Annotated in this window: 17 protein-coding genes; 6 read left to right on the top strand and 11 right to left on the bottom strand. The window is 67.0% G+C overall.

The features are described 5' to 3' along the window. Window positions 1–47: 47 nt before the first annotated feature. Together ACFRAU_RS09005 and ACFRAU_RS09000 are read right to left on the bottom strand one after the other, a co-directional pair. Window positions 48–743, bottom strand: coding sequence for a maleylpyruvate isomerase family mycothiol-dependent enzyme (locus ACFRAU_RS09005; protein WP_377999624.1), 696 nt, complete (start codon window positions 741–743; stop codon window positions 48–50). Between the two features lie 328 nt (window positions 744–1,071). Beyond that, the gene (locus ACFRAU_RS09000) at window positions 1,072–2,661 is read right to left on the bottom strand and encodes a PucR family transcriptional regulator (protein ID WP_377999623.1); all 1,590 of its coding nucleotides are present in this window, start codon (window positions 2,659–2,661) and stop codon (window positions 1,072–1,074) included. Between the two features lie 133 nt (window positions 2,662–2,794). On the opposite strand from ACFRAU_RS09000, the gene ACFRAU_RS08995 reads away from it, so the two are divergent. The 4 genes from ACFRAU_RS08995 (at window position 2,795) to ACFRAU_RS08980 (ending at window position 6,557) form a co-directional block, all read left to right on the top strand. Then, the gene (locus ACFRAU_RS08995; RefSeq protein WP_377999622.1) at window positions 2,795–4,327 is read left to right on the top strand and encodes a purine-cytosine permease family protein; all 1,533 of its coding nucleotides are present in this window, start codon (window positions 2,795–2,797) and stop codon (window positions 4,325–4,327) included. 32 nt (window positions 4,328–4,359) lie between these two features. Then, the gene (locus ACFRAU_RS08990; protein ID WP_377999621.1) at window positions 4,360–5,316 is read left to right on the top strand and encodes a polysaccharide deacetylase; all 957 of its coding nucleotides are present in this window, start codon (window positions 4,360–4,362) and stop codon (window positions 5,314–5,316) included. Window positions 5,317–5,529: 213 nt separating this feature from the next. After that, complete coding sequence (locus ACFRAU_RS08985; protein ID WP_377993599.1) at window positions 5,530–5,736, top strand: hypothetical protein; 207 nt, start codon at window positions 5,530–5,532, stop codon at window positions 5,734–5,736. Window positions 5,737–5,882: 146 nt separating this feature from the next. Beyond that, the gene (locus ACFRAU_RS08980; RefSeq protein ID WP_377999620.1) at window positions 5,883–6,557 is read left to right on the top strand and encodes a DUF1345 domain-containing protein; all 675 of its coding nucleotides are present in this window, start codon (window positions 5,883–5,885) and stop codon (window positions 6,555–6,557) included. A 90-nt stretch (window positions 6,558–6,647) separates the two neighbouring features. On the opposite strand, the gene ACFRAU_RS08975 is transcribed toward ACFRAU_RS08980, so the two are convergent. The 9 genes from ACFRAU_RS08975 to ACFRAU_RS08935 all read right to left on the bottom strand — a co-directional run bounded on the left by ACFRAU_RS08975 (window position 6,648) and on the right by ACFRAU_RS08935 (window position 19,675). Then, the gene (locus ACFRAU_RS08975; RefSeq protein ID WP_377999619.1) at window positions 6,648–7,838 is read right to left on the bottom strand and encodes a glycoside hydrolase family 3 N-terminal domain-containing protein; all 1,191 of its coding nucleotides are present in this window, start codon (window positions 7,836–7,838) and stop codon (window positions 6,648–6,650) included. 308 nt (window positions 7,839–8,146) lie between these two features. Further along, window positions 8,147–8,857, bottom strand: a complete 711-nt coding sequence (locus tag ACFRAU_RS08970; protein WP_377999618.1) for a class F sortase — start codon at window positions 8,855–8,857, stop codon at window positions 8,147–8,149. Between the two features lie 2 nt (window positions 8,858–8,859). After that, entirely contained in the window at window positions 8,860–9,525 is a 666-nt protein-coding gene (locus ACFRAU_RS08965; protein ID WP_377999617.1) for a hypothetical protein, read from the bottom strand. Between the two features lie 170 nt (window positions 9,526–9,695). Next, entirely contained in the window at window positions 9,696–10,475 is a 780-nt protein-coding gene (locus tag ACFRAU_RS08960; RefSeq protein WP_377993605.1) for a hypothetical protein, read from the bottom strand. A gap of 524 nt (window positions 10,476–10,999) precedes the next feature. After that, window positions 11,000–11,176, bottom strand: coding sequence for a CsbD family protein (locus tag ACFRAU_RS08955; RefSeq protein ID WP_306925217.1), 177 nt, complete (start codon window positions 11,174–11,176; stop codon window positions 11,000–11,002). 108 nt (window positions 11,177–11,284) lie between these two features. Continuing rightward, the gene (locus ACFRAU_RS08950; RefSeq protein WP_377999616.1) at window positions 11,285–12,757 is read right to left on the bottom strand and encodes a PepSY-associated TM helix domain-containing protein; all 1,473 of its coding nucleotides are present in this window, start codon (window positions 12,755–12,757) and stop codon (window positions 11,285–11,287) included. Window positions 12,758–13,006: 249 nt separating this feature from the next. Further along, window positions 13,007–13,777, bottom strand: coding sequence for a YcnI family protein (locus ACFRAU_RS08945; RefSeq protein WP_377999615.1), 771 nt, complete (start codon window positions 13,775–13,777; stop codon window positions 13,007–13,009). A gap of 156 nt (window positions 13,778–13,933) precedes the next feature. Further along, the gene (locus ACFRAU_RS08940; RefSeq protein ID WP_377999614.1) at window positions 13,934–14,548 is read right to left on the bottom strand and encodes a hypothetical protein; all 615 of its coding nucleotides are present in this window, start codon (window positions 14,546–14,548) and stop codon (window positions 13,934–13,936) included. 456 nt (window positions 14,549–15,004) lie between these two features. Then, on the bottom strand, window positions 15,005–19,675 hold the full coding sequence (locus ACFRAU_RS08935) for a beta strand repeat-containing protein (protein ID WP_377999613.1): 4,671 nt from the start codon (window positions 19,673–19,675) through the stop codon (window positions 15,005–15,007). A 254-nt stretch (window positions 19,676–19,929) separates the two neighbouring features. Here ACFRAU_RS08935 and ACFRAU_RS08930 point away from each other — a divergent pair, with 254 nt between their 5' ends. Together ACFRAU_RS08930 and ACFRAU_RS08925 are read left to right on the top strand one after the other, a co-directional pair. Further along, the gene (locus ACFRAU_RS08930; RefSeq protein WP_377999612.1) at window positions 19,930–21,801 is read left to right on the top strand and encodes an O-antigen ligase family protein; all 1,872 of its coding nucleotides are present in this window, start codon (window positions 19,930–19,932) and stop codon (window positions 21,799–21,801) included. 291 nt (window positions 21,802–22,092) lie between these two features. Beyond that, a complete protein-coding gene (locus ACFRAU_RS08925) occupies window positions 22,093–22,482 on the top strand; it encodes a hypothetical protein (RefSeq protein ID WP_377993612.1) in 390 nt (129 codons plus the stop codon). Window positions 22,483–22,492 lie beyond the last annotated feature (10 nt).

The following is a 22,492-nucleotide window of genomic DNA, read 5'->3' as shown; positions in this document are numbered from 1 at the left end:
CGTTCGACGGCGGCCGGGCGGCGGTTGGGGGATGGGCGGCGGTTCGCTTAGGGAGTCAGCGGACCGCGGAGGACACGCAGTGCGAGGCCCTTGTCGCCGTCGATAACGGCTTTGTCTGAAAGGCTGGAGCGGCCCCAGAGGCCCCAGTACATTTCCTGAGGCGCTGCGGTGACCGACGCTGCGATGTCCCCGGTGCCGAAAGTCCAGGCCGTCCCGTCCGGGACGCGGAAGGTCACCGCCCTTCCCGGGTCGGCCATCCGCTCCAGCCGAAGTTGGCGCGGGGCGAACATTGCCAGCGCCTCGTCGATGCCGTCGAGCAGGAAGTCCTCTGCGAACTCCGGGTCCGCGAGGCCGGATGCCTGGTGGGCGTCGACGAGGTGGATGGCGTGCTCGTGTGCCTGCCGGCGAAGCCAGAAGCCGGCCGTTCGCGGGGGAGGGCCGAAATTCCAGCACGCCGCGTCGGGGTTCGCGGAGGTCATGGTGGCCAGGAAGTCCGGCGTCCCTTCGAGGAACCAGGCTGCTGCTCTTGCGGAAGGCGGGATCGGTTCTTCGACGTACTGGCCGGCGCGAACCACTCCGGCAGCCCATCGTTCGATTGAGCCGAGATGCCCGAATAGCGCATCGAGGGTCCATCCCGGGCATGCCGGAACCGACCGGTCCAGCATGTTCACCGGTTGGCGCGCAACGGCTTCGAGGGCGCCGAGGCTCCGGGTGAGTTCGGCAAGGTAGCGTTCGGGCAGCATGGGTCGAGCATATCCAAGACCGATAGTGCGGAAGGGTTGGGCTGGAGGCGGCGGGAGGTGAGGACGCGTTCGGGTTTGGGCGGCGGGAGGTGAGGACGCGTTCGGGTTGGAGGCGGCGGGAGGTGAGGACGCGTTCGGGTTGGAGGCGGCGGGAGGTGAGGACGCGTCGGGTTGGAGGCGGCGGGAGGTGAGGACGCGTCACGTTTGAAGCGGCGGGAGGTGAGGACGCGTTCGGGTTTGGGCGGCGGGAGGTGAGGACGCGTCTTGTATCCAGGACGCTTCCTCACCTTTTGCCGGGTTTTCTCGAACGCTTCCTCAGCTTTCGCCGTCAATGGCCCTGGGGGAGTGCGGCCAGGCGCGTGGCCAGGTGCAGCCCAACGAGGCGGCCCGTTCCCCGCGGGTCGCCGCCGCACAGGTCGAAGATGCGCTGCAGCCGGTGGTACATCGACTGCCGTTCCAGATGCAGTTCGCGTGCGGCTTGCGCTGTGTTGCAGCCGGAGTCGAGCCACACCGTCAGGGTGTGCAGCAGCTGCGAGTTCCGCTGCTCGTCGTGCTCGAGAATGGGCCCCAGCGTCCGGCGGACAAAATCGCGGCGGGCGCCGGCATCGATACTCTCGGCCGCCAGTCGCTCGGCACCAAACGCGTCCGCGTCGCGCACCTGCCGACTCCCGCCGGCAGCGCGGCCAGCCCGGGGCGCCAGATCCAGCGTCCGTCGGGCCTCCGTCATGGACCAGCCTGCCTCACCAATGCCCTGCCCCAGAGGTCCGACGGCGATCGCGGAACCTTCCGGGACATCGAGCCCGCCCAGCGCTTCGATCAATGACGCCCGCGCGGCCCGGGCTCCCTCGCGGGGAATGCCAGCCAACGCGATGAGCTCCAACTTGTCCGCGTAGCTCGCGGCATGCGGAACCGACGCCGCCAGAACCGTATCCAGCGCCGGGCGCAGCCTGCCGGATGCGGCCGAACGGATCATGACGGCGGCCACCGGACCGTCGACGGCGAACCCCGCCGCCGCGCCCAGCTGCTCCAGCCGCCACGGCTGGGCCCCGGAATGGACGGCGCGCATGAGTTCGGCGCCCGCCAGTTCCTTCAACCCGGGCGGCATCCGCTGGAGCAGGGCAAGGCCAAGAATGTCGACGGACCGTTCGCCGGCCACCCGCACAAACGTCGGGTCGACGCCCTCTGGCAGCTCCAGCTCGAGCCGGGCGGCCAGCACACCGCGGACCGGAACGTCGACCGCCGTCGTACCCACCGCCGTCGTCCTCACCGTGCCCAAACCGCCGGTGCCCAAACGGCCGGTGCCAATAGCGCCGTCGGAACTCCCGCCGTCGGCCGTTCCAGGGGAACCGCCCGCAGCGCCGCCGCCCGCACTCCCCAGCGTCAGCCCGGCCGGCGACACCAGGCGGACCCCGGTCCCGGTCTGCCCGGCGAGCACGGCGAGAACCTCGTCCAGCCCGCCGCCGTGGGCGAGTTCGGCGGCCATGGCGTGGCTGATTTCGTCCCCGCGCTGCAGCAGCTCCACCGACTTGCCCACCAGGATCGAGTTGATCTCCTGCATGATGCCCACGAAGGGCGCCACGTTGCGCAGCTCGAACAGCGGAAGGCCCTGCGACTCCGCAGTTACCAGCATCGACTCGGGAATGTCCGGCAGGTCCGGCCCGGTCTCGATGGCTAGGGCGGCAACGCCGCGGCCGGCCAGCTCGCGCACATACGCCACCCGCCGCTCGTCGGTTGCGGTGGCGAGGGCCTGCCCGCCGCTCAGCAGGAGTTCGCCGCCGCGGAGCAGGGGCGCGATATCCAGGACCTCGCTGGAGTGGACCCACCGCACCTGCCGGCCCGGTACAGCGGAGCCGGCGGCCCGCAGCAGCGGGTCAGCCGCCCGAAGGGTCCGATGCTTCAGCACGTCTTCGAGGAACACCGATCTTACACTCCGTCATAGGCAAGGGAATTCTGCTAGACAGATCGTACCTTGTTGCTGTGATGGAGCCCACATACGCTTAATTCATCCCTTCTTCACGGAGGCTCTTCTTCCTCACACGGAGGCTTTTCCGATGCACAACTCCTCAACACCGCAGTCCGGGCCCGCAATGGAGCAGGCCGAGGACTTCGAAGCCTGGCTCCAGCCCATTCCGGAAACCGCGCGCACCCGCAAAGTGTCCGGCCAGTTCTGGATCTGGGCCGGTGCAAACCTCGCCCCGATCAACTGGGTCCTCGGCGCCCTGGGCATCAACCTGGGCCTCGGCTTTGCCGACACCGTCACGGTCCTGGTCCTGGGCAACCTGATCGGCATGCTGCTGTTCGGCTGCTTCGTCCTGCTGGGGCAAAAGACCGGCGCCACCGGCATGGTCCTGGCCCGCGCCGCGTTCGGCCGCCGCGGCAACTACCTGCCGGCCGCTATCCAGGCCCTACTGGTGGTGGGCTGGTGCGCCGTCAACACCTGGATCATCCTCGACCTGGTCATGGCACTGTTCGGCACCCTCGGCTGGGTCGACCCCGAGGCCCACAACTACGCCTGGAAGATCGGCGTTGCCACGTTCATCATGGCCGCCCAGGTGGCCATCGCGTGGTTCGGCTACAAGGCCATCGCCGCCTTCGAAAAATGGACGGTGCCGCCAACCATCATCATCCTGGTGGTCATGTCCGCCGTCGCCTGGTTCGGCCTCAAGATCGACTGGACCTACGCGGGCCCCGCGGGACACATCCTTGAAGGCTCCGAAAGGATCGCCGCCATGAGCGCCGTAATGACGGCCATCGGCATCGGCTGGGGCATCACCTGGTTCACCTACGCCGCCGACTACTCCCGCTTCGTCAGCAAGACAGTTCCCAAGAAAAAGGTCTACCTGGCCTCCGTCCTGGGCCAGTTCATCCCCGTCGTCTGGCTTGGCGTCCTCGGCGCCAGCCTGGCCACCAACAGCGGCGAGGTCGACCCCGGCAAGCTCATCGTGCAGAACTTCGGCGCCATGGCGCTGCCCGTCCTCCTCATGGTGCTGCACGGCCCCATCGCCACCAACATCCTCAACATCTACACGTTCTCGGTGGCCACGCAGGCCCTCGACATCACCGTCAGCCGCCGGAAGCTCAACCTGTTCGTCGGCGTCTTCTCGCTCATCGCCGTCGTGTTCTTCATCTTCCAGGAGGACTTCGCCTCGGTGCTCGACGCCTGGCTGATCGGCCTGGTGGCCTGGGTGGCGGCCTGGGGCGGCGTGATGCTGGTGCACTACTTCTGGCTGGAGAAGCGCTGGCCGGGCAACGTGGAACGGCTGTTCGACGGCGTCGGCACCCGCCGCCTGCCCGTGGTCAACTGGGCCGGCGTGACGTCGCTGCTCGCCGGCATTCTGGCCACCTGGCTGTTCATGTACGGACTCATCCCGATCATGCAGGGGCCCATCGCGGTGGCCCTCGGCGGGTGGGACCTCTCCTGGCTGGCCGGCGGCCTCACCAGCGCCGCGGTGTACGCGGTCCTCGGTCCGCGGCTGCACCGGCCGTACGTCACGGTGACGTCCGACGGCGGCACGGCAGCTGCCGCGGTCAGCGCACCTGTCGCTGCGCAGGCACCCCAGCCGGTTCCCGCCGTCGAACTCTAAACCTCTTCCCCTCTGACGAAAGGAACTCCGGCATGAGCACCAGCGCCTTCGCGGATTCCCAGCACCCCATCACCTGGCCGGCCGGCTTCACCGCCGCCGCGTCCTTCACCTTCGATGTCGACGCCGAGTCCTGCGTCATTGCGCACGACCCCACCAGCACCCGGCGCATGTCGCTCATGAGCCACCAGTCGTACGGGCCGAAGGTTGCGGTGCCGCGGCTGCTGCAGATCCTGGCGCGGCAGGAGGTCCGCGGGACGTTCTTCATCCCCGGGTTCACCGCGGAAAGCTACCCGGACGTGGTGCGGCAGATCGTCGACGGCGGCCACGAGGTTGCCCACCACGGTTACCTGCACGAGCCGATGCAGGGGATCGACGCCGTGACGGAGGCGGCGTACCTGGACCGCGGACTGGAGTCGCTCGAGAAGGTCGCCGGGATCCGGCCGGTGGGGTACCGGGCGCCGTGGTGGGAACTGAACTGGCACTCACCGGCGCTGCTGGCGGACCGCGGCTTCCTCTACGATTCCAGCCTGCTCGACGGCGATGCGCCGTACCGGATGTCCGTCTCGCAGGATGGTGTTTCGGACTCCCGTGACATCGTGGAGATCCCCGTGGACTGGACGCTGGACGACTGGGAGCAGTACGCGTTCTACCCGGGGGTGACCGGCAGCGGCGTGATCGAAAGCCCGGCCAAGGTGCTGGAGATGTGGACGCTCGAGGCGCAGGCCCACCACTCGCAGGGGAGCTGCTTCGTGCTCACCAATCACCCGTTCATCTCGGGCCGGCCCTCCAAGGCGGTGGCGCTGGAGCAGCTGATCGAGCGGGTCAAGGGCATGGACGGCATGTGGGTGACGACGCTGGAGCAGATCGCCGAGCACACGAAGGCCACTGTCGCCGAGGTCCACACGCACGCCAGGATCGACGTGCCTGTTGCTCCCGGGTTCGGCGCCCGCTTCAAACCCGGCCAGGTGCAGGTGCCCGCCCTCAGTTAGCGCGGCTGCTGGCGAGCGCGAACGGACAGTTGAGGCCCATTTCCAGGAGCGCGAACGGACACTTAAGGCCCATTCCCGGGGGCCCAAGTGTTCGTTCGCGCTGTGAATTCAGGACAGTGTCTCGACGGACGCACCGGGGAGTGCTTTCCTTGATCTTGGGCGACCGCCTGCCCGGCATCTGCCCGGGATTCACTTGAGCAAAGGAGCTTCAAAGTGGCTGGCCTTAGCAATAAGTTCGACTCTGAGTATGAAAGCAAGAGCGTCGAGGAACTGGCCAAGGCACCCGTCGGTGCACTCCAGGGCCTGTCCGAGTCTGACGCCCAGAAGCTCCAGGAAGCCCTTGGCATCAAGACCGTCAAAGACCTGGGAACCAACAAGTATTTCCTGTGGGCCCAGGCGGTAGCGAGACTGGCCGAATAGTCCACCAGTCGCGGAGGGCACCGGCCCGCCGACCATGACGGCGGGCCGGTTTCCTGCGTCTTTGTCCCGCCAGCGCGCCGGGCCAAGAAGACGGCGCCGACCCACAGGACCGTTGCCCCGGCGCCGGGAACTGCAATGATCAGACCATGAGCAGAGTGGACGGCGCAGGAAACCAAACATCGAAGTACGACCGGCCGGCGCATCATTCGCGGCTCAGGTTGCTGGTGATGGCCGTCATCGGTCTTGCTACGGCTGCGGCGGTGGGGCTCCTGCAGTCGTGGACCTATGCGCCGGCCATGGGGTGGGCGGCAGCAACCGCCACCTATCTGATCTGGGTGTGGGCCATCATCGGGCGCCTCCCGGCAGGTGCAACGGCGGCCCACGCCCGGCGCGACGATCCCGGCCGGGCCGCATCCGACACCCTGGTACTGGCTGCCACCGTGGCCAGCTTCGGTGGCGTTGCCATAATCCTCTTGGACGCTTCCAACAACGTGGGCGGAGCCAAAGCCGGCATCATCGCACTTGGGCTGGGGAGCTCAACATTGTCCTGGTTCCTGGTGCACACGCTCTACACGCTGCGCTACGCCTCCATCTACTATCGCGACAAAACCGGCGTCGATTTCAATCAGGACAAACCGCCGCGCTACACGGACTTCGCGTATCTGGCCTTCACCGTGGGCATGGCCTACCAGGTCTCGGACACCAACCTCAAGACAGATGCCATGCGCGGCTCGGTGCTCCGCCACGGGTTGCTGTCCTACCTGCTGGGCGCAATCGTACTGGCCACGACCATCAACCTGGTCTCCGGCCTGGTCGCCTGAAGGGTCCTCGCCTCCTCGTTTGGCCAAAAAAGGCCGCTTCGAAGCTTCTCCAAGCGGCCCTTTTTGGCCAAACGGCGAACGGAGCTGCGTCTAGTGCCCGGCTTTCACCGTGAGCACCTTCAGGGCAGCGGCGTTGACCACGGCGGCGAACGCGGGACTGCGCTGGGCGAGCTGCAGCACCGCGGTGTACATGGTTGGGATGGCGCGGGGGTTCGCGCACAGCAGCATGGTTCCGCCGGCATTGATGAAATTCGTGGCCCGCGTTCCCAAAGCCCACGGGCCCAGCTGCGCCGCGTTGCACAGGTCATCGGACAGGACGACGCCGGTGAAGTGCAGGTCTGTTCGCAGCATCGTCCGCAGGATCACCGGCGAGAACGGGGCGATGTGCCCGGCGTCGATGCGCGTGTAATAGGCGCTCGACACCATGACCCACCGGGTACCCGCCTGGATTGCTGTCCGGAACGGCAGCAGGTAAGGGTCGGTGCGCGTGGTGACGGTGTCCTTGACGTTCCGGCTGGTGTCCGTGTTCAGCACAACGCGGCCCAGGCCCGGGAAATGCTTGACCACGGGCGCGATGCCGGCTTGGCGCATGCCGGCCGCGAAGGCGCCGCCGTGGGCAGAGACGGCCTGCGGCGTGAACCCGTATTCGCGGCCAAAGAACCCGATGGGCGCGTTCCGCGGGGCGAACTGTCTGCTCGGAACGGTGTCCATTACCGGCGCCAGGTTCATGGTGAGCCCGGCCGATCGCAGCTGGCTACCCCAGACGCGCGCGTTGGCCTGGAGGGCCGCCGTCGTCTGTGTCCCCTGGGCCAGTCCTGTGGGGATGGCCGAGAAACCGGGACCGCTGAGGACCTGGACGAAGCCGCCCTCCTGATCGGTAGCCACCGCGAGGCGGATGCCGCCGGTGGTGGCCGCTGACACGGTCGCCGTCATCCGGCGAACGACGGCGGCCGTCGCCGCCGTGCCCGCACGGCTGCGCCCCGCTAGGTACACATTGCCAACGTGGAGCCTGGTCAGGTCGGCCATCGTGTTGGCGTCTGCTCCGGTTGCCGCGGCCGCCACCATGAACAGCTGGCCGACCCGCTGTGCCATTGTGAGCCGGGCGAGCTGCTGCGCCGGAGTGGGCGCGGCCGTTACAGTGGCGGCATGGCGGACGACGGCCTGCCGGGCAGCGTGGGGGACGGCCGTGGTCTGGCTTGTTGGGTGATGGCTTGTTGGGGGCAGGTTCTTTAGGAGCAGGAACTCTGCCCTCGTTGCCGTTTCCGTTGCCGTTGACGGCACGGCTTTGCTTGCTGCTGGCTGGGACTGGGGCGCGCCGCCCGCTGCAGAGAGAGCGAGCAAAAGCGCTGCTCCCAGGACTGCCAATTTACTCAGATGACGCATGTTCACACGGCTTTGCTGGGGCACTCATATAGCAATGAGAGTACGCCGTTTTTCATCGCTGCGCGGCCGGGGTAGCCACCCGGAGGTGCGCGTCGGTTTGCCAAAAAGGGCCGTCTGATAGCGAATCGGGCGGCCCTTTTTGGCGAAACCGCGAAACGGCGAGGCCCAGACGGCCCTTTTTGGCGAAACCGCGAAACGGCGGTGCGTCAGCCGGCGGACTTGGCCTTCAGCTTGGCGTACACAACGTAGTTGTCGTTGAAGAGGCCGGTGGCGGGGTCGTACCCGTCGCAGGTAATGAGCCGCAGCTCGGAACCCTTGGTGTTGCCGTAGACCTCGAAAGTGGGGAAGCTGTTCTTGCTGTAGGCCGCGGCCCTGGTCACGGTGAAGACGGCGGTGCTTCGGTCCGCGCGGCGCACCGTGATCTCCGCGCCGGGCTTGAGCCCGCGGAGGTTGGCGAAGACGCCCGGCCCGCCATCGGTGGCGTTGACGTGGCCCAGCATCACGGCCGGTCCGGTTTCCCCGGGTGACGGCGACCCCGAGTACCAGCCGGCAGGCGCCCCCGGCCCGTCCGATGGCACCTGCAGAGAACCGTTTTGCCGCAGCCCCAGCCTTACCAGCGGCGACTGCACTCCGATGGCAGGAACCGCCACCGTTACCGGGGCGGGTGCCGGCCGGGCAGCGGACGGGACCTTCGCCGCTGGGGCGGCTGCCGCCGTCGTACTTTTGGCGGGTGACGGTGTCGGTGACATGGGCGGCGTAACAGCAGCGGACTGCGTTGCCGACGGCGTGCCCGCCGCGGGTGCCGACGACGGCGTTGCCGTTCCGCAGCCACTCAGGACGAGACCGGCCAGCAGCAGGAGGGCAGCAGCGGGGTGCTTGCGGTGGCGCGCGGGAGTTGTGGCGCGAAGGGAGTCCATGCTCAGTGGTGTTCTTTCCAGCAGGCCAGGATGGTGGTGGCCACCTGGTAGGCGAAGTCCGTGCGAGTCACGTTCTGGGGGCCGACGTTGGCGGGCAGTCCGGTGGCATCGACGTGCAGTGTGCTGCTGTCCTTCAGGAAGAGGACGGAGCCGTCGGCGGTCTGGGCAGCAGGGAAGCCGAGGTTGGCCAGGCCATTGATCGGTTCCGCGTGAAGCGTGTTCTGGAGGGCATCGAAGTGTTTGCGTGCCGCGGCGGGGCCGGAAGATTCCCTGACGGCGATCACGAGCGGGCCCTCGGCCAAGTGATAGGTGCAGGTGTAGGTTTCGTCCGCCCAGCGGTCGACCGTGTGCGGTGCCTGCGCCAGGGCCAGGATGGTGGAAATGTCGTCCTTGGTTTCCTGCGCGCAGATCATCCTGGAGGCGTCGGAGGGACCTGCTGCCTGCGCTGCTGCGTGCTGGTCGGAGTGCGTGGCCGCTGCGCTCCCCGACGGCAGATTCGACGGCGGCAGGTTCGACGGCGGTGCTGTCGCCGGCGGTTGTGTTGCCGTTGCCGCTGCCGACTCGACCGGGCTGGTGCTTCCCGCGGCTGCTGCGCAACCGGACAGCAGCAGCGACGCTACGGCCAATGACACCACGGCGTGGGTGCGGGCTTTCGATGCTCTGTTCATTCTCGCGTCCTGTCCTGGTGGGTCGTTCGGCGGCCTACGGGTGACCGAAACAGCGTCCCGGGGGAATGGGCAGGGTTCCGGCGGCCGCGGGCGCACCCCCAAAGGCGTCCGCGGCGCCCGGAACCCTTACCCGCCGGGCTCAAGCCCGGCAAGGGTCCGGCGCAGGAGACCTACGCGGCGTCGGCTGCCCTGCGGCGGCGGACGATGTAGGTTCCGCCCGCAGCGGCAGCCAGGACGAGGCCCCCACCCAAAGCCAGCACCCCGGCGTCGTTCTTCTGCGGAGTCTGCGCAACGCCGGTATCAGCGCCGCCCACCGGCATGTTCATCTGGCCGACGGTGAGGGTGCCGCAGAGGGCCGGCGAAGTGGCCGCCAGCGGCAGGCTGGGCACGAGATCGCTTTTGGCGGCCTGGCCGGCGGCGCTCAGGGTTGCGGGATCCAGCCCGTGGACAACCACAGCAGCGGTGCCGTTCTGCAGTGCTGCCTTGGTCTCGGCGTTGAGCGGGAAGCTCCGGTCGATCGTGTAGGCGCCGCCCTGGCCGGCGACCTTGAGGTCCAAGCCGGCCGCCGGGCTGGTGTCGCCGCTGGTGGAGAGCGTGGTGCCGATCTTGCCGTAGGCCGGGGCGCCCTCGGTGGTGGAGATGACCCCGTCGCCGTTGGTGTCCGCTGCCGGGCCGGGGCACTGGCCCTTGGCGCCGACATGGATGTGCTGCACGTGCGGGTACGGCGCATTGTTGAACGTCTGGGCGAGGCCGGAGACGTTGAGGACCACGTGCGCCTGGTTGCCGGTGACGTGAAGCGTGACGGTGCCCGACGCGGAGCTGCCGTTCAGCTGCCCGAGCGTGGCCTGGTAGGTCTGGTCGCCATCGGCGGCCATGGCCGGTGCGCCGGACAGGGCAAGCGCGCCAAGTGCGAGCGTCGGGACGGCCAAAAATCGCAAAGTCTTATTCATCGGAAGCGTTCTCCTCGTGCGAGTGGTGGTGGATCTCCCGTGGTTGGGACACAGGCAGTTCGGAGCAGCGCCGGGACCGGATGGGTGAATTAGTGAGGTGGCTTACTTTTCTTTCCGCCGGGCCGGGTGGGAGGTGCGGGTTCGGCGCGGGTTCAGGGGGCTTAAGTGTCCACTCGCGCCAAAGGTCGGGGCCTCAAGTGTACGTTCGCGCTGGGGTATGTCCTGGTGGCGCGACGTCTTACCCAAAAGGGCTGCTTCAGGATGATTTGGGCGGCCGTTTTTGGTAATCGCGGACCGCGAAAGCACCCGCCAAAGGGCATGTAAATGCCGCCCTGCAGTGTTGGGGGCCATCGCAGGACGGCATGCATTAAAAGTACTGTGCGGCTCCTCGCCACAACAGCGTTTCCTCCACTGGCGGCGGGATCTTAACGTTTTTTTAACGCCTGCCCACTTTGAAAGGGCAAACGCGCGGCGAGGCCCTGTCCGCTCTTACCGGACAGGGCCCCGAGCTCTAACGCGGGACCTTAGTGCCTCCTAAAGGCGTCCTTGATCTTTTCGCCGGCCTGCTTGAGGTCGGCCCTGATGTGGCGGGCCCTGCCTTCGGACCGGAGCCGTTCGTTTCCGCTCGCGCGGCCGGCTGCTTCCTTGCTTCTGCCGTGGAGTTTTTCGGCGGCGTTGTGGATCTTGTCACCCAAACCCATCGTGAACCTCCTGTTCGGGAAAGCCGGGGCGGCCTGCTGCCGCGGCGGCCATTCTCAGTCTATCGACGGCGGGCCGGGGCGGCCATGGCGACTTTGCGCTCCACAGCGCTACCGTGAGGGCACTTCCTCCGGTTCCGCCGACGGTTCCAATGAACGACGACGGCGCCTGGCTTCCGCTATGGCCGTGTCCAGCAGGATGAAGACGAGCAGGCTCCAGCCAAGGAGCGGCAGGAACATGCCCACGAGCACCATCGCCGTAATCGCAGCCAGGACGCCTGCCCAATGTCCGCGGACGAAGGCTCCCCCCGGTGCCGGCCGGCCCATGGCCCAGGTGCTGCCGCGGGTGGGGCGGCGCCTCCACCACATGACGTATCCCCAGACCACCATCGCGGCCAGGCCGGCGGCCACTGCGAGCAGGACGAGCTGGTTCGGCAGGCCGAAGAGCAGGCCCATGTGCGCCGCGATGGCCCAGCGCGTCAGCTTCGCGGCAAGTCCAAAGTCCTTGAAGTCGGCGCGGCTGGTGACCTTCTCGGCTGCCGGGTCGATCGCAACGGCGCTGGCGGTGGCGGGCCATTCCCTGCCGGCCTCGGTCACGGTCCAGGCCTTGCCCTCGGAGGCAGGCGGCTTGATGTCGACCATGGGGGCGGTGATGATGTCTGCCCGGGCGATCCGCTGGACGGTGTCGTAGGCGGCCGGGTCGGCCGCCGCGCTGGAGGGTGCGGACGCCGAGCCGTGGCCGGAGTGGTCACCGGCCGGTGCGGACGCCGGCCCGGTCAGGGCGGTGGACACGGTGGGGGTCAGCCAGCCCAGGCTGGTGCGCAGGGCCGTGATGTTTTCACCCGCGCTGGCGGACCACGTCAGGCCGGAGGCGGAGAGGAACAGGAAGGCGGCGAGCATGACGGTGCCGGTGGTGCCGTGGAGCCAGACCGTCCTGGCCCGGCCGGAGACCGGGCGGGCCTTCTGAGGTGATGTCCGGCGTCGGCGGATCCTGTCGATCCACAGAACCAGTCCGCCAAGCGCTACCACCCACAGCCAGGACGCGGCCAGCTCGCTGTAGATCCGGCCGGGCTCGCCAAGGTTCAGGGACCGGTGCAGGTTGGAGATCCAGGTGCGCATCGGCAACGCGCCGCTGCTGCCGTAGGTGGTGAGGTCGCCACGGATGGCCGCGGTGCCGGGGTCCACGAATATGGTCCGGTTCTCGGACTCGCCCAGGGACTTGTCCGCGAAGAGCACCCGGGTGGTGTCCTCCGGGCCCGGTGCCGGGCGGACCGTCACCGGGGCGGCTCCGCCCACGGAATCCATGGCGGCTTTCACTTGGGCTGAGAGTGGCAACGGATTCGCGACCGCGGGGACGTGAAGTTCCTTCGCGTAGACGGCCTGTTCCAGTTGGGGTGTGATGGCGTAGACGCCGCCGCTGAGCGCGGCAACGAGCAGGAAGGGGCCGGCGAGGATGCCGGCGTAGAAGTGGAGCCGGAGCAGGAACGCCCGGAACCATCCGCGGCCCTCCGGTACGTTGCCGGCGGGAGCATTGGCCGGCGGAGCTGGTTGTGTGGATTCTTGGGGGTCGGCTAATACAGTCATGGTCTTGTCTTTCGGGTATTGCTGGCGCTGCTGCAATGAGCGTTGACCCGGCCGGGCCGCGGCGCGGCGCAATGGCACCGGCGCGCGGCGTCCCGGAGTCGGGCAGAACGCACTTGGGCTGAGTGAATCAGGGCAGCGCGAATCAGGGCAGCGCGAAGCGTTTTTTGGGGAGCGCGAAGCAGCCTCCCGCCCGGTCAGCCGGGTGCGAGGCGCTCAGCGTGCAAGTGTTGGGGAACTGGTCGCCTGGCGTTACCGCTTGCTGGCGCGCGTGCGGGCTAGTGCTGTCACGCCCGCGGCGAGGCCGATGAGTCCTGCGGCCAGCCCGGCCCATCCGGCGGTATCTGCACCGGAGGAGGAAGTCGAAGAGGCAGGCGCCACTGCCGACGCCTGCGTGGCCGCCGGGGTCGCCTCTGCGTGAGCGCCCTCGTTTTCGGCTGCCGTGGTGACGAAGGACGGTGCCGGGTGGGACTCTTCGGCTTCCGAGGCGGGCGCGGTTGACGTTGCCGACGCGTGCCCGTGCTCGGCTTCCGCGGCGTCGGCCCAGTTGACGGTGGTTCCGTCCGTGTAGCCCTGCGCCGCCGGCAGGGCCACCGTGGTGCCGGCTGCGGGGAGGCGGCCAACGGACAGGGTGAACGTCTGGAACTGGTTCTGACCGATCTGGTGCGCGGCGTCAGCCGTCCAGACCACGCTGGTGGGCGCCTTGGTCACGGTTGCCCCCGCCACCTGGACCGGCTTGGGCAGCGTAGTGGTGATGACCTGGGCCTTCCATCCATCGATGGGCAGGACCGAAACGGAGGTCAGCGGCGTGTCCGTGGGGAGCTTCACTTCGAGCCGGTTGGTCTTTGCGGTCTCGGATTCGTTGGGCACGCTGAACGTGAGCTTGGTGAAACCGCCCTCCGAGGTGGCGGAGGGGTCGACGGAGACGTGGGCGGAAGCTGCGGCCGCGCCTGCAGCCAGGAGCGCGGCGGTCATGCCGGCGGCTCCGGCAGTCTTGAGGGTACGGCGAAGGGAGGTATTCATGGCAGGAGTGCCTTTCACAGGTTTTAAGGGGTCAGGAATGGCAGGCCGGTGGGCCTGTCCGGAAAGCGGAAGAACCGCCGTCGGAAGTTCCTGCCCTGCGTGAAAGGGGCCATGGTGAAGGGGGCCCTTGCGTGAAAGGAGCGAAAGGAACTGTCTCTAGGCGGCGGCTGCGAGCAGCGGAGGGCCACGCCGAGACGGAAGGCGCACCGAATGGTGCTTGGGCGGAAGGAGCGCGGCCGCGAAATGCGGACGCGGACCACGGACGGGAACGATGACGGCCGGTTCAGGAGTCCAAAACAGCGGGCCGAGCCAGTCGGCCAGTGCCGCGAGGGCCCGCTCGCCATGGGCAAGGAGCAGCGCCGTGGCCAGCGTGGCGACGGCGTGCGCGGCGAACATGAGTCCGTCAGGTGCAGACTCGTGGGCCGGGCCGGCCAGCATCAGCGCCTCGTGGTTCAGCGACGCCGGCGCGTGCCCGGCGTGCCCGGACAGCGGCGCCTGGGCAATCGCCGTCGAAGTTTCTGCAGACATGGCATCGAACGCCCAGTGCAGCCAGGCCTGCCCGCCGCCTATCAGCCCGATCAGAACCGGCAGCGACAGCTTGAAACGGGTCAGGGCCGCGACCGGAACCATGGTCACGGCGCACAGGGCCGCGAGGATTGCCGGCATGGGCAGTTGGCCGCCGCCGGCAAGGTGCCCGCCAGCGGCCAGGCCCAGGATGATGGAACCGATCAGCCCGGAGCGGAACAGGCGGAACGAAGCATGCGGCTTCACGGGCTGTCCTTTCTCCTGGGCGACGACGTTGGCTTCAGCAGCAGAATGCACTTTACCGGCCACGGTATGACGTAGGCCACACTTCGGGCATTCATGACGCATCATTGCCGGGCTCTTTTCCGAGATCCCTGTTTACATCATCCAACCAGAACCCCGACGGCCAGACTGCCGACGGCGCTCCGCGCCACACTGAAAATGCGAAGCCCGTGTGGAGGATTCATCTGTGTCTCGTTTCGCATAAGGCCCTGGTTGATCAAAAAGGCTTCGTGGTTTGATTCCGACGCCACGAATATCGGCGTTGAAAACCTTGGGCGGCGGTAGCGATTCGTCTCCGAAGGCCGCCGCGGATGGGTGGGCCGCTGCCGCTTAACGCGGACAGGGCCGCTGCAACCCCAAATGAAGTTGCAGCGGCCCTGCCGTTTGTAATCTACGACGCCGGTCCGATCACCTGCGCCGTTAGCTCACCGGAGTCGTCGCCGCCCAGACTCTCACCGCCTCCGTGTAGCCGGACTTTGATCCCGCGACCGTTACCGAGAATGTCTTGCCCAGATCCGCTGCCAGCAGCGAGTACGTGCTGGACGTGGCACCCGTTATTGGCGCGCCATTGGCGTACCACTGGTACTTCAGCGTGACCGGCGCGGGTCCCCAAGTTCCCGGCACCACAGTGAGGACCGACCCCACCGTCAGAGCGCCCGAGACGGCAGGGTCCGATGATGTCAGCACCCCCGCAGCCACCTTGACCGACACCGCGCTCGTCTTGGTAAGCGTGGTGAAACCGGCCTTGGAGCCCGTCACAGTGACCGCCAGGGTCTTGCCGAGCACCGCTGCTGTGGGCGTGTAGGTGCTGGCCGTGGCGCCCGTGATGGCAACGCCGTTCGCCTTCCACTGGTACTTCAGGGTGACCGGAGCAGGACCCCAGGTGCCAGTCGCAGAGAGGGCCGACCCCACCCTGACGGCGCCGCTGATTACCGGGACCGGTGCTGACAGAGTCCCGACGGCGGTCCTCGCCGTGAGCGCCGACGTCCTGGACGCCGTCGCATAGCCCGCCTTGCTCCCCGTGACCGTGACGCTGACGGCTTTGCCAATCACAACTGCCGCCGGCTTGTACGTGCTCGCGGTGGCGCCCGCAATGGCCACGGCGTTGGCCTTCCACTGGTACTTCAGCGCGACCGGCGCCGGACCCCAGGCGCCCGGAGAGGCCGTCAGCGTGTAGCCCACCTTTGCGGTGCCCGTGATCTTGGGAACCGGTGCGGTGAGCGTTCCGACGGCGACTCTCGCGGTGAGTGCCGACGTCTTGACCGCCGTGTTGTAGCCAGACTTGCTTCCGGTGACCGTGACGCTGACGGCTTTGCCAACCACAGCCGCCGACGGCTTGTACGTGCTCGCGGTGGCGCCCGCAATGGCCACGGCGTTGGCCTTCCACTGGTACTTCAGGGTGACGGGTGCCGGTCCCCAGGTTCCCGGAGTTGCGGTCAGCGTGTAGCCCACCTTTGCCGTTCCGGTGACCTTGGGAGCCGGCGAGGTCAGGACGGGGTTGAGGGCCATGACCGTGCCGGTGGCGGCGGAGGTCTTGGTTGCCGTGGAGTATCCCGCCTTGGTGCCCGTCACGCTGAAGGTCAGTGACTTGCCCACCTGCGCCGTCGTCAGCTTGAACGTGGTGGCGGCGGCGCCCGTGATGGCAACGCCGTTGGCCTTCCACTGGTACTTCAGCGCGACCCCTGTGGGACCCCAGGTTCCGGGGGTCGCCGTGAGCGTGGAGCCCACTTTGGCCGTTCCCTTGACCGTCGGGGTGGGGGCGGTGATGGGCTCCACCACTGCCGCGTACGACAGGTTCTGCGTTGTGGCGCTGCCCCTGACTGCACTGACCTTCGTTGCCGTGGCCTCGGTGGTCTTGTTGCCGGAGTAGAGGTCACCGCGCCCGGACAAGGCTCCGTGCACCTTGATGATGTAGCTGCCCGTCGTAAGGCCCGAGAGCGTGTACTTTCCGGTGGCACTGGTGCTCGCACTGCGGGTAACCAGTGAGCCGTCCGGTGTGTAGGCCTGAATCAGGGCGCTGACTACCGGCTTTCCGGCCTTGTCCAGTACGGTGCCGGTCACGGAGGCCCCGGCTGTGAGGCTGGCGTTGATGTTCGGCACTGTCTGTCCGGCAGTGACAGGGATGGACTGCGCCTGCCCTGCACCGGCGGATTCAGGCTGGTTCTGGTAGTACTGGGCCTCGTCCTGGGTGTACCCGGTGGAGCGGTTGAACGCCACCTTGTAGGAACCCGCAGCGAGGCCGACCACGCTGTAGTTGCCGGCCTCATCCGAGTAGCCGTTCTTGACCAGTTTGCCGGCCGAGTCAAGGACGCTGAGGAGGTAACCCGGCTGGGCACTTGCCCCGGAGACGTTCCCGCTGATGGTCGCCCCGGTGACAACCGTCAGGTCCGCGCCACTGACACTCTGCCCCGCGGTCACCGCTACGGATTTGGCGGTGGCGGCCGTTGCCCCTCCGTACCAGAGGTCCTCGGCGCCACTCTGGCCGCCGAGGAAGCGCAGCTTGTAGGAGCCGGTCTCCAGTCCGACGATGCTGTAGGTGCCGTCCGGCTCGACGTAGCCGTAAACGGACGAGTCATCGATGGTTCCGGCCTTCGTGGCGATGACCTGTGACGCGGTCAGCCGCGTCCCCGCCGGGGCGGTGATCTTGCCGCTGATCACGCCGCCCTTGACGAGGGTGGCATTGATGGCGGTAAGGGTTTGACCGTCGGTGACGTTGACCGGGGTTGCCGTGGCCAGGGCAATGGCATTGGTGTACCACCGGGCCAGCACCCCAGTGTTGCTGTATCCGGCGAACCGGAGCTTGTAGCTGCCTGCGGGAACTCCGCGCAGCGCATACGTGCCGTCGCTGTTGAGCTGGACAGAACTAACCGGTGCGCCATCGGCTGCCTTGAAGAGGCTGACGCTGACGTTAAAGGCGCTCACGCCCGCGGGCAGGGTGACCTTGCCGCCGATTGTCGCGCCCTTGGCCAGCGCCGCATCGACCGCCGTCCTGTCCTGTCCTGCTGTCAGGACAACGGGCGTGGCAGCGGCCTCGGTCTGCACGTTGTTGTACCACTCGTCCAGCGCCCCGGAGTTGTAGTTGGAGAACTTTACCTTGTAGCTGCCGGCCGGGAGGCCCTTCACCCTGTACGTTCCATCGGCATTCACGTTCGCATACGTGCCGTAGGGGCTGCCCGCCCCGCTGGCAGACACGGACACGCCGGACAGGGTTACCCCGGCCGGGACGGTGACTTTACCGCTGATGCTTGCACCCGTGACCAGGGTCGCGTTGATGCCAGTGACGTCCTGGCCCGCGGCTACTGGCAGTACGGTGGCCGTCTCCCGTGAGGTGGCATTTGCGTGCCATTGGTCCAGGGCCCCGGAGTTGTAGCCGGAAAACAGGAAAACGTAGTTGCCCTGGGGGAGCCCCGCCAGCTTGTAGCTGCCGTCGGCCTGCACGTTGGTGTAAACGGGGTACGTCAAATTGCTTGTGGAGTCGTACGCGTAGACGGAGACGGCTGTAAGGTCAACGCCTGCGGGCGCAGTTACTTTTCCGGAGATGGTCGCACCTTTGATGAGCACAGAGTCGGGCAGCGTCAGGTCCTGGCTGCTGCTGACTGCGACGGGGGTGGCGGTAGACGCCGTGGCGGCACCGCCGTACCACTGCCCGAGTGCGCCGGAGCTGCCCGTACTGAACTGGATTTTGTATGATCCTGCGCCGAGGCCTGCGAATTCGTAGGAGCCGTCCGGGGCCGGCTGGATCGCCCCAGCCCAGGAGAGGGTTTCCGAATCGTAGAGGTAAACCCACACCTGGGAAAGGTTTACGCCCGGGGCAGAAGTGACCTTTCCGGTGATGGACGCGCCTTTAGTCAGGGCAGCATCTGCCCCGCTGTGGTCCTGGCCCGCCGTGACGGTTATGGGAGTGGCTGTTCCAAAAGTTGACGCACCGTCATACCACTGCTCCAGCAGCGTGCTGTTCGACCCGAGGAACTGTACCTTGTAGCTTCCGGTGTTAAGCCCACCCACCGTGTATGTGCCGTCGGCGTTGAGTGATGATGACGCAACGTAGTTCGGGTTGGGTCCGGTTGCCTCATAGACGGTGGCCTGGATTGAGGAGAGATCGATTCCAGCCGGGGCTGTGACTTTTCCGCTAACCGAGCCGCCGGTGACGAGGGCTGCGTTGATCCCGGTTTTGTCCTGGGCTGCGGCGAGGACCACTGGATTCGCGGTATCAAACGACGACGCTCCGGGGTACCACTGCTGAAGGAGGCCGGTTCCATAGGAGGAAAACACAACCTTGTAGCTTCCGGCCGGAAGGCCACGGAGGCTGTACGTTCCTTCAGGACTGGCGGAAGAAGAGCCGACCGTATTGCCGTTGCTGTCCCGCGCCTCGATCTGGACTCCGCTCGCATCGGCGCCGGCCGGAACTGTAATGGTGCCACTGATGGACGCACCCCGTACAAGGGTTGCATTGATCCCCGTCAGAGCCTGGCCAGCCGTCAACGTGACGGGGGTGGCAGTATCGAAGGACGTCGCCGCCGCATGCCACTGGGTAACTGCTCCGGTGTTTCCGCCAACGAACTGGATCTTGTAGGTGCCGGCCGGAAGGCCGCGCACGGAGTAGCTGCCGTCCGGGTTCACCGAACCGGATGCTGAATACCAGTCGTCGCCGGTGCTTTGGACGGAGACGTAGAGATAACTGACGTCGATGCCTGCCGGGACAGTGATGCGGCCGCTGACGGTGGCGCCCTTGATGAGGCTCACGTTTATCCCCGCAAGGCTTTGGCCCGCAGCAACGGTGACCGAGGTAGCCGTTTCATACGTCGTGGCACCCGAGTACCACTGAGCCAGGGCGCCGGAGTTGTTGTATCCGTTGAACTCGAGCTTGTATGCGCCGGCCTGGAGTGCGTTGACCGTGTAGGTGCCGTCCTCCCTGACCTGCTCTGAGGCGACCGGCATCTGTCCATCCGCGGTGTAAGCAAAGACTGTCGTAGCCGCAAGGTCCACACCGGCCGGTGCCGTAACCTTTCCGCTGATCGTGGCCTCGGACAGGTCTACGGCGTTGGCCGGTGCCAACCCTGTGACTATCAGCGCCGAAAGTACCGATAACAATAATGCGATCCTTAAACGGAATCGCCCGCTCCTAACGAGCATTTTTTTATCCCCCCATGGGCCCAGCAGGCGGCGCCGCCGCTACTTTAAATTGTCAAAGAACGCCTCAGTCTAACTGTGCAATAGAGTTTGTCCAACGATTGTGAAGCGCTCCGAATTTCTTCATTGCGTCCCCGGCCCAGAGGAAGAATTGCCCGTCTCGGGCGGTTATTGTTGGGTACGGACAATTCGGGGGAAAGGCTGCAGGCTTGCGCATGGAACGAGCAATCTCCCGCCTTCCCGGGGTCTGCATCATCCTGATGGCCGCCTCTCTTGTGGCCTTCCAGCCCGGCGGACTTTTCCGGTTCGTGTGGATCAAGCTCGTGGTGGTCATCCTCGCCGTCCTCGCCGGCCTGCTGTCGCCCGCTGGTGCGCGCCTCCCCGTGGCAGTGAAGGCCGCGACGGCCGCCTGCGTGCTGTGGATCGCCGTCGCGATGCTGCTCTCCGGAACGCCCCTTGCGAGTATCGCGGGCCGGTGGCCGCGCTATGAGGGCCTGCTGACACTGGCTGTGTACGTGGCGGTTTTCGCTGTCGGGGCCAAGGTGCTGGGCGGGGCGGGCGGGAGTCGGCGGCGCGCCCTGCTCAGCCTGTCTCTGGCTGTTGCGGGCAGCGCATTGTTCGTCATTGCGGCCCTGGAAGGTGCCGGTCTGCGTCCTCTGGGCGGCGCCGAAAACGTAAGGCCGGGAGCGACGCTGGGCAACGCAACAGACCAAGGACTGGTCGGCGTCGTTATTGCCGGTGCCCTTGCCGCACAAGGTGACTTGGACAAAGCATGGCAGGTTTGGGTGCGCCGTGCTGGTCTGCTGGCCGGCATCGGAGTTGCCGTGCTTTCCGGGTCCCGGGCGGCGCTGGCCGCACTCCTGATCGTGGCTGTGTTCAGCGCGATTGCATGGATGAGGGCCAGGTCCTGGTCCCCGGTAAAAATCGCTGCCGGAGCAGCGGCCGCCGCGGCGGGCATCGCCCTCGTCGTGGTGCTGGTACCTTCCGCACGGGACCGCCTCCTGTCCGCCGGAACGGTTGATGGCAGGTGGCTACTGTGGGACCGGAGCCTTGGGCTGATCGCCGACCATACCGTCTCGGGCGTTGGTCCGAGCGGTTTCGTGGACGCCTTTCCCGCGTACCTGAACGGGGAATGGGCCCGGACTGTGGGCGACAGCTTTCCTGCCGACTCGCCGCACAGTTGGCCACTGCAGTTGTTGGCTGCTGGTGGTGTTCCGCTGCTGGTGCTCGTTCTGCTGCTCCTCGCGGTTTCACTGGCGGCCCTGGTCCGGCGGCTGCGGGAAACAAAGCAGGCGGCAGAGCGCAGGTATCTCGCCGTGGTGCTGGTGACGGTCGTAGCCTACGCGCTGGCCCTGTTCACGCACTTCACCTCCATCGGCACTACCGGCCTGGTGGCCTTCCTGTGCGGCGGTATGGTTGGGTGCGATGGCGGGAAGCCTGCGCCCATCCGGACCGGGTTCATCCCGGTCTTTGGTGGCGCCAAAATGCGGGCAGTTCCCCGGCTGGCGGGTGTGTTGCTGGTACTCGGGGCGATGGCGATCGCCGTTCCCGCTGCCGTGGCTGAATGGCCCATGGAGGCGGGAGCCAGGGCGGCCGCGGCCGGGGACAGCGCCGGGGCGCAGCGGGCGTTTGTGCAGGCCAGGCAGCTTCGGCCATGGGACAGCGACACCGCGCTGCTCGCAGCCCAGGCGTTCGCGGGCCCGGCGACGGCGGGCGACCGGGATGCGGCCGGGTACGCCGTTGAGTGGGGACGCCTGGCCTGGGAACGGACGCCCGGCTCGCAGGAGGCGGGCACGGCGCTTGCTATCGGCTATCTTTACAGCGGTGACGTTCCGGCGGCCAAGGACCTGCTGGATGCGCTGGTTGCTGACGCCCCGTATTCAACAACCCTGTACGTGCAGCGGGGCGTGGCGCAGTTTGGCCTGGGACGCTCGGCCGACGCCATTGCCGATCTGGAGCACGCGGCCGCGCTGGACCCTTCACTGGATACGCCGTGGCGGGTCCTGGCGAATATTCACCAGCGCCTCGGGAATGCGCAGGAGGCTTTGGCTGCGAGCCAGCGTGCGGACGCCCTGGCGGGGAATTAGCAATTACAAAATATTTCGGCCCTGATGGCGCGCAGCCTAAGAATTCCGCAGGAAACGATCAAGATCGGCGCAGTTTTTCTGAGCAATGCCTTGTTTCAATTTGCTGCGTGTTATTGCACGGCATATTTTTCCTAGCTTCCATTTCCGCCATCCGCTCGTCGATTTATGAGGTGCGCTAGCTGGCAGAGCCAGTAACAGCGCAGACACACAACGGGTCAAAACCTGAAACTTTCTTGAAAACATCGTGGTGCAGGCTGGTCCCATCAACATTCCAATGGAGGGGGACCGGCCTTGAACGAACATCTGGAGCTTGAAGTGCAATCCAGCGCCGAGCTGGCGGTGGGCGACGAGGTGGAGGCCTGGCACCGCGGGCGGCTGGCGCACCGGGGGACCGTGAGCAGCACGGTCCGGGACATCGACCTGTTCTGGATCATCGACGCCCGGACCGGCGCCCGCCGGCTGCTGGATCTCGAGCAGCTCAGCGTGCGGCGCGTGCCGGCAGGAAAGGCGGCATCCGCCGTCGGGCATTCCCCGGGCGCGGCGCATTCCCCGGGTGCCGGGAAACTGAAGTCCGACGCCGGGAACCCGGCCAACGCCGTCGGCAAGCCTCCCGCACGGAGGCGAAAGCCTGTCCGAAGCCTGAGCCAGGTGGTCTTTATCGAGGCGCCGGCCACGCGATAGCCCCGTGACA

This window comes from Arthrobacter sp. NPDC056691, from assembly GCF_042791415.1.
Lineage (GTDB): Bacteria > Actinomycetota > Actinomycetes > Actinomycetales > Micrococcaceae > Arthrobacter.
This window is presented reverse-complemented; position numbering and strand designations above follow the sequence as displayed.

Bases quoted from the DNA above. Each gene is read 5' to 3' on its own strand.
- ACFRAU_RS09005 (WP_377999624.1), bottom strand. From the start codon at position 743: ATGCTGCCCGAACGCTACCTTGCCGAACTCACCCGGAGCCTCGGCGCC.
- ACFRAU_RS08995 (WP_377999622.1), top strand. From the start codon at position 2,795: ATGCACAACTCCTCAACACCGCAGTCCGGGCCCGCAATGGAGCAGGCC.
- ACFRAU_RS08990 (WP_377999621.1), top strand. From the start codon at position 4,360: ATGAGCACCAGCGCCTTCGCGGATTCCCAGCACCCCATCACCTGGCCG.
- ACFRAU_RS08980 (WP_377999620.1), top strand. From the start codon at position 5,883: ATGAGCAGAGTGGACGGCGCAGGAAACCAAACATCGAAGTACGACCGG.
- ACFRAU_RS08970 (WP_377999618.1), bottom strand. From the start codon at position 8,857: ATGGACTCCCTTCGCGCCACAACTCCCGCGCGCCACCGCAAGCACCCC.
- ACFRAU_RS08965 (WP_377999617.1), bottom strand. From the start codon at position 9,525: ATGAACAGAGCATCGAAAGCCCGCACCCACGCCGTGGTGTCATTGGCC.
- ACFRAU_RS08960 (WP_377993605.1), bottom strand. From the start codon at position 10,475: ATGAATAAGACTTTGCGATTTTTGGCCGTCCCGACGCTCGCACTTGGC.
- ACFRAU_RS08955 (WP_306925217.1), bottom strand. From the start codon at position 11,176: ATGGGTTTGGGTGACAAGATCCACAACGCCGCCGAAAAACTCCACGGC.
- ACFRAU_RS08950 (WP_377999616.1), bottom strand. From the start codon at position 12,757: ATGACTGTATTAGCCGACCCCCAAGAATCCACACAACCAGCTCCGCCG.
- ACFRAU_RS08945 (WP_377999615.1), bottom strand. From the start codon at position 13,777: ATGAATACCTCCCTTCGCCGTACCCTCAAGACTGCCGGAGCCGCCGGC.
- ACFRAU_RS08930 (WP_377999612.1), top strand. From the start codon at position 19,930: ATGGAACGAGCAATCTCCCGCCTTCCCGGGGTCTGCATCATCCTGATG.